At 41.9% G+C, this 12,710-nt stretch carries 9 protein-coding genes; 1 reads left to right on the top strand and 8 read right to left on the bottom strand.

Annotated elements, in window-relative coordinates:
- Positions 1-54: 54 nt before the first annotated feature.
- Entirely contained in the window at positions 55-1,269 is a 1,215-nt protein-coding gene (locus NDK19_RS09395) for a toxin-antitoxin system YwqK family antitoxin (RefSeq protein ID WP_250631620.1), read from the top strand.
- Positions 1,270-1,393: 124 nt separating this feature from the next.
- On the opposite strand, the gene NDK19_RS09390 is transcribed toward NDK19_RS09395, so the two are convergent.
- The 8 genes from NDK19_RS09390 to NDK19_RS09355 form a co-directional block, all read right to left on the bottom strand.
- Entirely contained in the window at positions 1,394-3,610 is a 2,217-nt protein-coding gene (locus NDK19_RS09390) for a Z1 domain-containing protein (RefSeq protein ID WP_250631619.1), read from the bottom strand.
- Between the two features lie 4 nt (positions 3,611-3,614).
- A complete protein-coding gene (locus tag NDK19_RS09385) occupies positions 3,615-5,183 on the bottom strand; it encodes an ATP-binding protein (RefSeq protein WP_250631618.1) in 1,569 nt (522 codons plus the stop codon).
- Positions 5,170-6,519 carry a DNA (cytosine-5-)-methyltransferase gene (gene dcm, locus NDK19_RS09380; protein WP_250631617.1) on the bottom strand — a complete coding sequence of 450 codons (1,350 nt, stop codon included), beginning with the start codon at positions 6,517-6,519 and terminating at the stop codon, positions 5,170-5,172. The genes NDK19_RS09385 and dcm overlap by 14 nt, the downstream gene beginning before the upstream one ends.
- A gap of 645 nt (positions 6,520-7,164) precedes the next feature.
- Positions 7,165-8,472, bottom strand: a complete 1,308-nt coding sequence (locus NDK19_RS09375) for a D-alanyl-D-alanine carboxypeptidase/D-alanyl-D-alanine-endopeptidase (RefSeq protein WP_250631616.1) — start codon at positions 8,470-8,472, stop codon at positions 7,165-7,167.
- 39 nt (positions 8,473-8,511) lie between these two features.
- The gene (locus NDK19_RS09370; protein WP_250631615.1) at positions 8,512-9,582 is read right to left on the bottom strand and encodes a transglycosylase SLT domain-containing protein; all 1,071 of its coding nucleotides are present in this window, start codon (positions 9,580-9,582) and stop codon (positions 8,512-8,514) included.
- Between the two features lie 68 nt (positions 9,583-9,650).
- Positions 9,651-11,009, bottom strand: coding sequence for a cytochrome P450 (locus NDK19_RS09365; protein ID WP_250631614.1), 1,359 nt, complete (start codon positions 11,007-11,009; stop codon positions 9,651-9,653).
- Positions 11,010-11,168: 159 nt separating this feature from the next.
- Complete coding sequence (locus NDK19_RS09360; protein ID WP_250631613.1) at positions 11,169-11,774, bottom strand: hypothetical protein; 606 nt, start codon at positions 11,772-11,774, stop codon at positions 11,169-11,171.
- Complete coding sequence (locus NDK19_RS09355) at positions 11,771-12,670, bottom strand: YihY/virulence factor BrkB family protein (RefSeq protein ID WP_250631612.1); 900 nt, start codon at positions 12,668-12,670, stop codon at positions 11,771-11,773. Before NDK19_RS09355 ends, NDK19_RS09360 begins: the two co-directional genes overlap by 4 nt.
- Between the last annotated feature and the right edge of the window lie 40 nt (positions 12,671-12,710).

Below are 12,710 nucleotides of genomic sequence, written 5' to 3'. Positions count from 1 at the left end.
AAGTTCTGGAATAATTTTTGAACATTTGTTATCGGTAATTACCTTAGTTGTCTGATGAGTTTGTCCAACGTATTGAAAATAGTGGGAATAGTGCTGTTTATCGGCACTGTTCCCACATTTGTTTTTGCGCAGCGGGATAAAAGCAGCGCCAAACGTGCTGCCGAGTACCGTGCCGAGCAAGCCAAACGCAAAGAACAGGCAAAGCAGGAAGCCGCAAAAGCAGCAGCCAAAGAAGCCGATAAAAAAGCAAGAGAAGCCGCCAAAATAGCCGATGCCCGCCGCAAAGCCGAAGAAGCCAAAACCCGCAAAGAAGCACAGGCAGCAGCCGAACAGGAAAAAAAAGCTACTAAAAAGCAGCCGGTGAAAGTAGAGCTGATAGAAGAAAAAACTACCGTAGCCGTTACGGAGCAACAACCAACCGCTCAACCCGACAAAAAAGAGGAAGTGCTCGACAAGGTTGTGGAAACCGACTTGGTGCCAACCATTGACCTAAAAACCAAAAGCGACGGCAGCACCATAGGCAACCTGATGGCACTTTTCAACGACATAGGCGGCAGCAAAAAAAGCAAAAGTCAGGTTATGCCCGAGGCTCAAAAAGCAAAGGTAGAAAAGGGAACTTTTGAAGGGATAAAAGTATCACGCATGTTCATCCGCCATGCCAGCGGCTTTGTAGAAAAATTTCACTATGTAAAAGACTTTCAGTCGCCGCCCCCCAACATCAACGAGTTGTATTATTACAACAAACTCACCGGAAAAATCACCATGCGCAACCCGATAGATGTAGGCATGACAACGTTTGACAAGGAAAATTTCCTGTTGCTGCACGGACCTTACATCAAAACCAAAGGCGACCAAATCTACGAACAGGGGAGTTTCTACTTAGGTGCCAAGCACGGCCGATGGGAAAAATTTGACAATAATTTCGTATTACAAGAGAAGTTTTACTACAACAAAGGCATGGCCAAAGATGCCGAACTTATCTATGAAAACGATGCCAAAGGCAAGCCCCAACTCAAAGAAATCGTACCACTGCAACACGGCTTGCGGCACGGCACCTACATTGCCTATTACCCCAGCGGCAGAGTAGCCGAACGCGGGCAGTACATAGAGGGCTGTAAAGTAGGCAGATGGACAGAGTACTACGACCGCGACAAAAACCCCCGCCGACGCGAAACCACCTATCCCCGTCGCGCCCACGACGACACCCCGCCCTACATCAGCCGCGAGTGGGACGACAACGGCAAACTAATTACCGATGTACGAAAATAACCGCCGCTGCGTGTGTTAGGGGGGACTGCTGCTTTTACATTGCACGAAAAAGGAAAAAAGTTTATTTTAGCAAGTATGCCGTTTTTGTTGCAAATGTAGTGTTGGGAGAGGTTTTAATTTTTTGTTAGTTAATTTGTTTACCAAGCCTGATGATGCTCTTATTCATTGACTCAGGTATCCAAACAGCTATTGTATAGACATTCTCAAAAACTTCACCTGTGTCTCTGTTAATTAGGTTTAGGTTGTGAATTTGAATTGTCAAATTTGCAAATTCTTTTATTTCACTATCACCGGGATAGATAATTTCGCCTGTTCTTGGGTTTTTACCTTGAAAAAGTTGTTGTATCTCGTCTTTTTTGGTAAGTTGACGTTCTCTGATTTGTCCCTTTTTCATTAAGAAGATAGTCGCTTCACTATTTGGATACGCCTCTAAATACCTCAAAATCACACTTTTTAAGGCTGTAAAACCTTCACTATCGCTATCTCTTGTAAATTTCAATTTCATTAAATAGTCGTCAAAAGCCCGACGAACCGAAATCTTACAAACACTATGTTTCTGCTCATCTGTTCGCTTTGCGTGTCCATTATCTTCTTGTAGCAAATGTTGGATTGAAGTAATAAAAGACTGTGTAACTTTTCTGTTATTGTCTATGATATTATCTAAATCGTGTGGTGCTGAAATTCTAAACCACTCGTTTGATAAATCAAATCGTTCAAACTCGTTTGAAAACACATTTTTACGTGCTAACTGATACGCTCTTTCTAAAACTGCCTCTCTTTCCCAATCATTTAAATGTCGGTTAGCAAGATTGTTTTCGGTTAAACTCTTTCGCAAGTCCTCCTCGTGTTCAACATAATGTCTGTATGCGTTTATAGTTGGTTCATCAAGATAAATACGACAATATCCCAAGTATTTACGCTTGTAACCAAAAAATCTTGCTCTTTGCTGAATGGTATCTACTGTCCCAACACCAATAGGACGTGGCATATAGGTAACTGTTAATCCTTCAACTGTAAATCCTCTGTCTAATGATTGTCCTCCTACCAAAATGTATGCGTAATGGTCTTTCCAATTGATTAAAGGGGTTTTTCCTTGTCGGCTATTAACTTCTTCTATTTTTGTTGAACTTATGGCGTGTTCTAATCTATCTGTTTTGAGTTTATTTCCTAACAAATTTTCAAAACTCGGCAAGTCTTGTACTGTTCTTTTCAAATCTTGATAGGCTTTTTCAAATTCTTTGATAAGTTCTAATTTATCAAACTCATCATCTTCCATTTGAAGTGTGGTAACAAATCTTTCTTTGATACTATTTGCCCAATCAAAATATAACCTCTGGTCAAGTTGTAACCTTGACGGGTGTATCATCATTGAGCGATTATTGGTGTCCTTTTTTATTTTTCCTGCGGCAACTCCCAAGAAAAATAATTGCATTGCATAAATCAGACTTTGGGGTGGTGTTTCTAAGGGTTCTTCGTCTGTTGCTATATCTTCAATAGGAATTGGTCTTACAAGTGTATGGTTATCAATAAAAAAAGTTGAGCCGCCAGTGTAAGCATCACCGGGCGTAAGCAACTTTATAAAGTTTGGTGAAAGTCTATCTAAAATGTTTATGAATAAATTAGCTTGCGGTGTAGCTGTGTATTGTATAAATGTGTGATGTGGTAATATTTCTTTCAACTCAATTATTCTTCTGTAAATCGTACTTAAATCTTGCTCGGATAGTTCTTCCTCGGTAAGCCCACGCATAGCATTTCTCATCGCTTTAGTATTTAAACTTGCTTGGTCGCCCTCATCGTCAATAATCAGAGTAGGCACTTCTCGTAAATCTAAACGTTGTAGTACATCAATTAAATTTTGTAAATGTCGTGGATTCTTCATAACCGTAATTAAAACGGTTCGTCTTTCATCTTCGGGAAAAGTAGGGTTTTTCCATTCTTTCAGAACGGTGCTTATGTCGTCTCGGTCTGTTGATGTATTAGTCGGGTTTTTCTTTACACCTAACCACTTTCTGTCAAACCTTTCATTCAGCCTTAAATCCTTTTCAAGTCTTTTGGTGGATTGGTCAAGCAAGTTAGTTGATATGCCTGCGATTACAATTATTATCTGATAATCATTGTCTTTTGCTAAGGCTGTAAGTGTAGTAAAAGACATCGTTTTACCACTTTGCACGTAACCAAAAACAAGACCTGTTTCAGAATTAGTCTGTTGTTTTGGGCTACCACATAGAGCTAAAATAGACTTTGTTTCTTTTAACAGTATTTTTGTTGAAACTTCATCAAGTTTCAAGTATTCTAAAAGTTGCTCGGTTTCTTCTCCAACAATAGGTGTCCAATTTTCCATATCGTTACTCTGATAATGCTTCAGTTAGTAATTTGTTGATGATATTTCTGAAAAATGAAGAGTTGTTTACTCCGCTCTCTCTTGCTATTACTTCCGATAATCCAATAGCAACTGCTAATCTTAATAACGGGGCAATTCTTGTTTTATCTGTACTTGCAAATTTCTCACAAAACGGATGTCGTAGAGCCAATCTAATTCCGATACGCCTGACATTTCTGTATAACTTAGGATTTTCTTCAATATACTTTTTCGTGAATTTATCGCCAATCTCAATCCAATTAGTCAAGTTAGTATCCCAAGAAAGTTCAACATCAATAAGCCAATCGGCATTATTAAATTTAATTTCAAAGGTTTCATAGCTTGAATTTTCTTGGTTAATTGGACTTAGTTCCTGTTCAGGCTTTTCAGGTTCTTTTTCCTCAGCAATAATTTGCTTTACAGGATTTGGTAAAGTTTTCTTTGCAGTTTCAACTGTTTCTCTAACGGTTTCAGTTGCTGATTTTTTATAATCGTTATTATTCGGACGTACACGATAGCCTTCTGCTTGTTTCAGTAATGACGGACTTTCATCTAAGAAGTCTGCAACTAATTCAACAAAAGTTTGCATATCATCATCGTTTTTAAAACCATCTTTCGTATGGCTTACTTGAAATCCTTCAATGTGTAGCTCTCCAAAAATACGTTTATCCTTAAATGAGCCTGCTTGTCCAAAAATTTCATAGGGTTTAAAGCCTTCATCAGCACTACCTAAGATAACCCTACCACGTCTGAAAATGGCTAATCCTGATTTTCCTGCTTCAATAGTTTCCAAAATAGCAACAAAGCCTTTGGTTACTTTTAAACCTTCTCGTATTTCAAAATTTTCAGGAATTTCTCTTCGCCAATAAATTGGTTCGGCATCAGGTGTTTTGTAAAAAGGTGCTTTCAAAATTTTTGGTTCATCAAAAATTAAAATCTCATCATTGAAATAGAGTTGAAGTACTCCTTGACGAATAAAATCACGATAAATACTTGTTAAATGCTCTTTAATTTTTCCGATTGCTCTTCTTTTTGGTAAGTTGTGAACATTTTGTAATTCTATTATTGTACCATGTTCGGTCTCTTTTGCCGTATCATTACTGACATCAAGATTTTCAATTTTTTGGAAAACAATTTTTTTTACGTCAAATGTTACAGTACGCTTAACTGTTTCGCCTAATGCCGTACTTTTAACAATCCAAAAATCAGAAAACCAACAGGCTGCAGATTTCATACCCATACCGAACTCGGATAAACCTGTATTGATTGGCGGTATTTCTGCAGTCTTTAAAGCCCTTTCAAAGTCTTTTTGATGAATACCTGCTGCATTATCTGTTATTATTATTTTGTTATCGGTTGGATTGATATTGACTTTTACAATTAACTTAAAATCATTTCCTTCAACTACTTTAAGTTCTTTTTCATTTTTCAAGTAACTATCAATAGCGTTATCTACAAACTCGGCAAGGGCAAACCAAGTTTTATAGTTTAGATGCCGCAAAGCCGATAGGATACTTACACTCGGACGTATATTGATTTGGTTAATTTGTTCCATTCCTAGTCAATTTCAAGTTTTTCTCATTTTTGATAATCTTCATTTTTGTTATATTGCTTACTATCTCTTCTTTGATGAGTCTTTCAGCAATTTTATAGACGATTTCAACATTAACAGCATTTCCTAAAGCCTTAAAACAAGTGCCATAATTTTCAGGAAGTTGTATATTATCGATACTTTGCAATCTTGCTCCTTCTTTTTTAGTGATATATCGATTTTCCCAACCAATGATTGGAATTTGGGTATTAGTACACACTAACGAAGGTGAAAAATCAGTTTTTTTAAGCCTAATTCCTGAAGCTCTAAACTGAATAATATAATTACGTAATTTTCTATCACCATCTCCAACATTCCACTCAAGTTTTTGCCAACTTGCAATAGGTAATTGAGCAATTTTAGCTACTACATTTTTGAGTTCTTTCTCATAGGTTTTATAAAAATTTCTATTTTGCTGAATGTATCTTTTTTTCCAACGCGGATAATTCCCATTTTTATCCGTATTAAATGCGTGACTTGGTAAGTATTTTTCTTGTTCTTCTTTACTTAATCCTTTTAAAGATTTGCCAAATATACCTTTGTAATTACCTAACTCTTTTTCAGAAAGTTGCAAAGGTGTTTTTCCATCCTCGATTGGATATGTTGCCCCAAACTCCATTCCCCAAATAGGGAATTTAGGTATGGGTATGTCTTTAGGAATACAATCTATAAACTCCTGCCACAAGTCTAAGCAATACTGCTCTTCTTTTCCAATAGCTTTCGCTTCCGAAGGATTATTATCTAAAATACTTTTAATATCTGTTTGAATTTTTTCTTGTGGCTCGATCCAAGAGAAGTGTTCAAGTCCTCTACGACTACCAACAATATAAATTCTTTGTCGATGTTGTGGTATTCCGAATTGATGCGGTGAATAAATTTTTTCATCAGATTTGTAACCTGCTCTTTTAAATTCACTTTTCATGTAACGCCACATATCTTCGTTGTCTTGCTTGGCTATGAAAGGTACATTTTCTAAAATAAAAAAAGTAGGCTTGTGATGATGTAAAATTTTTAATATCTCATCAATAAGATTACCAAGTGTATTATCTTTTCTTCCCAACATTTTTCCTGCTTTTGAGAAAGGTTGGCAAGGAAAACCCGCACATAAAATATCATGGGGAGGAATACTTTTTATATCCACTTTTTTTATATCGCCTTCGGGCTTTATACCGTAATTTTGTTCATAAAGGTCTGCCAATGTTTGATTGATTTCACAAGCAAAAACGCATTGATGTCCTAATTTCTGTAAGGCTAAATGAAATCCACCTATACCTGCGAATAAGTCTATAAACTTAAGCATTTCAGTTTATTTATCGGTTTTATAATAGCACAAATGAGGAATGTCCTTAATGTGCGAAGTCTAATATGGTTTTCACCACATCTGTATTTCCCCCCCCCCTTCCTTCACAAGCAATACTACTCATTGGCAGGTGAATAATCAAGAGTGGATTGATAAAATTTTTGCCGATTTGAAAATAAAGTAGTTGCTTATGGGTGGTAATGCAAAACATGCAACAGCGACGTGCAACGGCGACGTGCAACAGCAACGCCTCCTTAACAGGCGGATTTTTTGGGTAGGGGTGGTTCGTTCATTTGGTCATCGGTGAAAGTTTGTGTGTGCATGGGCTAAAAATTCCTTCGGTATGACTGCAACCTTATTGGGGGGTATTCCGTTAGGACTGGAAACAAAATAAAAAAGCTGCCCTGAAACAGGGCAGCCTTTCGCTACAACAATTAAAACATATCAACCTATAAATTCAAAGCTATTAAGATGAAACTTAATAAGTTCAATTATTGAGTGCCAAATCTGATGCCAACATCTGTAACTAACTGATAATCAGATTTAATATATATTTGTTGCAACATGAAAGCGAAAAATAAGTGTCCGATTCTGTCCAATTTTTGTCCGTTTTCGGACATAATTGCATGTTGCAACAACTAATTTTCAGTATTGCTCATAGAGTTGCCACAGTATTTTTCCCATTTCCTCGCGGATGGTGGCTGTCGGTATCATAAAATGGTTGTTCTGGAAAGAAAAAATCAGTCGCCTGCCGCTGCGTGTGATTAAAAATCCGCTCAGGTTGTGGTTATTGCTCAAAGAACCTGTTTTGGCATACACCGAAGGGGGATAGACTTTTACATTGCGCAATGTGCCGCTTTTGCCTGCCTGCGGCAGTAAACTGAACAAACGCTGTTCTCCGAGGGAATCCTTGGCTACTTGTTTGTAAATTTTTTGCAGCAGTTCCACACAGTTGCGCGGTGTGAACAGATTGTAGCGCGAAAGCCCGGAGCCGTCCACCCAGCGGGGCTTATCGCTCAGGTCGGCTAATTGATTTTTGAGCAGGTGATTGATTACTTTATCGCTGCGGAGCGTAAAGCTGCCGGCGCGCAAGTTGCCCGCACAAAGCAACAGGATGTGTTCTGCGAAAAAATTATCACTTTCCTGCAACATGGGGCGGTACAACTCATCGGTGGCAATGCCCCATACGGTTTGCCACTGTCCGCTATCGGGCAGTGTAATGTTGGCTACCCGCACAGGCTTTTTCAAGGTATCGGTTAAAAGCCTTGCGGTGAACTCGGCCGATGTGTAGAAAGGCGTTTCTTCTTCTTTGAGTGTTGTGGGATTGTAGCGGAATAGGTTGTCTTCCATGCCGCGTGTAACGGGAATGAGCAGTTCTTTGTCGGGGGAGGCAAGGGATGCGAAAAACGCAGGGATTATTTGTACTTGTTTGTCTTTTTTGATGAACTGTACGTAGTTGCCGTACAGCGGCATGGGGGATTTTTCGGGTTGATAGCCGTACAAATAATCGTTCCATGCCCATCCAAGCCCCAAACGCTCATCAGTGAAATTGGCAGGGGAGAAGTATATATTGCCTTGGGCTTGTTGCAGGAAATCTATGGCAGCGCGGCTTTTCAGCAGTGGGTGGAGTTGTGAAGGGTCTCCGGTGCCCCAGATAATGAGCGAGTCGCCGCGTTGTACGTAGCGCAAGGCAGGTATTTTATCGCCCAGCAATTGTAAACCTGCATAGAACGTAAAAAGTTTGGTGTTGGAAGCGGGCGTAAAGTACTTGCGGCTGTTGTACTCAATCAGGTACTTTTCCGCTGCAATGTCATAAACGGCAAGCCCGTGAAAACTTTGCTCGTAGTTTTTGTTTTTCGCGGCTTGCCGTTCCATGCTTTTGGTGGTCAGGCGTGGGGTACAGGCTGCGGCAATCAGCAGCAGACCAATGCCAACATGTGCAATTTTCATCATTTGTCATCAGCAATTGTTGGCAGCTAAGGTAGCAAATAGTTACTTCATCGCTTTTTTGCGCATGGCCAATTCCTGTGCGGCTTTTTTGCGGCTTGCGGCAATGCTGCGGTTGGCTACAATCAGTACAACCACTATGGCAACGGCTATCAGCCCAAACCAAAAGTGGGAGTTTGTGCCTTTGAACTCAAACATGCTCATGGGTTTTTCTTCGCCTGAGGCTTGTTCTTCGCCCGAGGGGGAAGCGCCCTGCAAGGTAAGTTCTTCTGCGTCTATGGTGCAGTGGCGTTTTACCAAAAAGGCTGCGTTGGCTTCAAAGTTGGCATGTGTGAAAAACTCTGCCATGGGTTCTGCCCAATCGCTTTTTTTGGGCAACCACCATGCCACATCGGCCTGCGGTACTTCAAAAAATGCTTGGCGGTTCAGTTCCAGTCCGCGCTTAACGGCTACGAAGTAGTCGTAGAGCGGCATAATGGCGTAGCTGTTTTCCATAGAAGCAAGTTTATCGGCAAGGATTTCGCTGTTGGCTACCGAAATAGTTTGCCGAGCGCTGTTCAGTTTTTGCAACTCATCGGCGGCAGGTGTGTTTTCTATGAAAAACGCAGTAGCTTCTTTTAGTGCTGCTTTCAACGCAGCCTCCGATGCGGCTTTTTGAATGCTTGGATGCGTTACTACGACTAATTTGTTGTGCATGTAGGGGCGTGTGAGCAGTGCCATTTGCCCCATTTCGGGAGTGGCGGAAATAGCAGGCAGACCGATGGCACCGTTTCGCACATTGGGAAATGACGATGCTAACTCCTCATAATCGGCCAGTTCTATCCACACAGGCTCGAGGGTTACATCGTACTTTTTCTTGGCAAAGTTGATGAACAAATTGACCATTTCGTAGTCAATCCCTGTTTGGCGAGCATAGTCATCCAAGTAGTTAAACGGACGGCTTTTGTAGTAAAGTAAAATAAGTCGCCCTTCCTTATTGGCTTTTACGGAAGCCCACGATTCGCCTGCAATGGCAGCATCAATAGGTTCTTGTGCCAAAGAAGCACCTTGTAGCAGGAAAACGGCAAGCAGCAGGGCTACAAATTGTTTAGCGAAAGTGTAAAAGTTTTTTTTCATGTGTCAGACGAGTTGAAAAATACATTCGTTTAGTGCTGCCTCGCCTGCACGCATGAACGACCGTAGTGTTACAATCGGCGGATGTTCATTTTCAGACCATTTTTAGGACGCAGTGTAATCAGCGGTTCTGTTTGCACTTTGGTGCCTTGAGGCAGCTCTAAGGAATAATGAGGCAAAATCATTGCCAAAACGAGTTGCATTTCCAGCAGCGCAAAATTATATCCGATACACATACGCGCGCCTCCGCCAAACGGAATGTACTGAAATTTGCCCGGCTGCGTCATCTTCTTCACTTCTTCCGAAGCGAAGCGGTCGGGATTAAATTGGTCGGGATTCTCCCACAAATCGGGATGCCTATGGGTTGCATAGGGGCTTACTACAACGGTGCGGTTGGCCGGAACGTGGTAGCCGGCAATGGTGTCGCCGTGAAGGCTCTTTCTGCCAATGACCCATGCGGGCGGGTAAAGCCGCAGGGTTTCTTGGATGACCTGATTAACAAACTTTAACTCGCCAAGGTGTTCAAAATGGACAGGTTGTCCGCCCGTAACGCGGGCAATCTCCTCACGTATGCGTGCCGTTGTTTCGGGGCTTTGTGTCAGCAAGTAGAAGCACCACGCCAGTGCATTGGCGCTTGTTTCATGGCCTGCCATAAACAAGGTTATGATTTCATCGCGCAGTTGCTCTTCGGTCATGCCTGTGTTCGTGTCTTCGTCAATGCTTGCCAGCAGCATGTCCAGCAAGTCGTTGTAGTGACAGGGTTGCTGTTTGCGTTTGGCAATGATACCGTAGATGAGGTCATCAAACTCGCGGCGGGCTTTGCGGAAGCGCAGTTCGCCGGGGGTAGGCACGTATTCGGGGAGTTTGACAGGCGAAACGATGCGATAGTAGGCATACTCGAGCAATACGCCCATGTGGTCGTACACCTGTTGCACATTTTGGCTGACATCGGTACTGAAAAGTGCATTGGTTACAATTTCCAGCGTAATGCGCATCAGTTCGGCCGAAAGGTCTATTATCTCGCCTTGCGGTTTTTGTTCCCAGCGTTGCAGGATGTTGCCGCAGGTGGCGACCATCAGGTTGGTCATGCCGGCTATTTTGGAGAGGTGGAAAGCCGGCTGAATTAGTTTGCGCTGGCGCAACCAAAAATCGCCTTCGCTGTTGAGCAGGCCGTTGCCCAACATGCGTTGCACCGCCTTGTATCCCTCACTTTTGCCGTAGTTTTTGGCATTTTCCAACAGCACCTGTTTCACATCCGACGGATGCCATACGACCGTCATGGTGCGGCTGCCGATTTGCATCTCAAAAACGCGCCCGGTATGGCGGCTGTGATACACGAGAAATTGCAGCGGGTCATTCATAAAGTCAATCGCATTGCCAATCAGCGGCAAGCCTTTGACACGAGGCGGCGCAACCATTGTCTCCATCATACGGGAAGTAAGTTTACCGTAAGTTTAATGATTGTTTGCCAAAAAAGTTACTAAGCAGTCAAGCAAAACAGAGCACATCATGCAAGCACGCAGATGCTTGCGAAAATGGCCTGTGCTGACTTTTTTATCCAAAAAAACCAACTTTTTTGCCTGTTTTTTTTAACTCTGGAATGCTTTGGTGTAGTTCAAGATGAAATAGGCAGAAGCCGCGCGAATCATGTTTTCTTCGCTGAACCCTTTTTGTTTGAAGCGTTCTTTCATGGTTTTTTCTACTTCGCCCGGCCCGTAACCGTTCTTAGTGTCCAAAAAACTGCTCATTTTACCTACGGCTTCAAAAGAAAGTTCATTGCTTTTGGTATCGTACGACACGCGCAGGTAGTCCGGCTTAGAGATTTTCCACATGTAACCTGCGTTGGTTGCATAGTAGAACAGTACGCTGTAAACGCCGCTGCTGCTGCGCTCGTCTTTAATCACTAAGTCGGTGAAAAATACCTTGTTGGCGTTGGTGCCCTGTGTGGCTGTAACTTCAAATTCATAGCGGTCGGCGCGGGTCTTTTTGTTGGTGAACAGGTAAGTCGTTTTGCCCCGTTCCACACGGCACTTGATGGGCTGTCCGGGATTGGCGCGGTTCTCACAAATAAAAAGCGGTTTGTTGTTTTGTTGCGGAGCAGCCGCCACGCAATCGCACGGCTCGTTGCCGGAAGGAGTAAAACTGCTGAACATCAGAATAAAAGCAGTTGCTGCGGTGTGCAAAATGGTTTTCATGTGATTGAATGAGTTGGATTAGAAATAGATGCCTTATGTCGGTTACGTGTTGAAAAATCGCTGACCGATTTGATAAATTCCGCCCCCATCAGAAAAATAATGGCAGAGTAGTAAATCCATACCAACAATACTGCCAAAGAAGCCGTAGCTCCGTAAATCAGATTAATGCTGCTGTAACCAATGTACATGCCAATTAACCAACGCCCGACACCAAAAAAAATTGTGGTAAACACAGCGCCGTAGAAAGTATGCGACCAACGCATTTTTACATCGGACAACCATTGATAAATAAGCCAAAACAGTAGCAGCAAAATGCTGAATATTAAACCTCGGTCGGTTAAAATGCCGATAAACTGCAATTGTTCGGGCAGTATTTTTTCTATATGACTGTAAATAATCGTAAGCGTTTGTTCTGCAATTATCAGTACAATAATGAGCAGCCCTATCACAAACGTAATGAGCAGTCCCATAAATCGCTTGTGCAGCAGTTGCCAGAAGGTGAGTTGTTCGCGTGTTTTGATACCCCATATTCTGTTGAGCGAATTGTGGATGGCCGAAAATACCGATGTGGCACCAATGATGACCGTAGCTATACCGGCGGTAAGCGCCCAAGGGTTATTTCCTTCCAAATAGGCAAAGCGAATAATGGATTCAATCAGTCGCGCGGCTTCTTCGCCAATCAGGTCGGCAGTTTTGCGGTAAATCTCGCCCTGCGCGGCTTCCTGCCCAAAAAAGAATCCGCTGACCGATACGATAATGAACAGAATGGGGGCTAATGAAAAAGTAGTATAGTAAGCAAGCGCCGCACTATGTGTAAAACAGTCATCCCGAATGAAGTTTCTCGCCAGAACACGTATGCTTCGCCCGATTTTTGTCAGTAAATATTTGCCATTCATGCTGCTAAAATGCTTAATTTTGGTCGGCAAGGCAAAATTT

Origin of the sequence: Rhodoflexus caldus (genome assembly GCF_021206925.1) — a bacterium.
Lineage (GTDB): Bacteria > Bacteroidota > Bacteroidia > Cytophagales > Thermoflexibacteraceae > Rhodoflexus > Rhodoflexus caldus.
The sequence above is the reverse complement of the archived record's forward strand: the minus strand, read 5'-3'. Positions and strand labels throughout refer to the sequence as shown.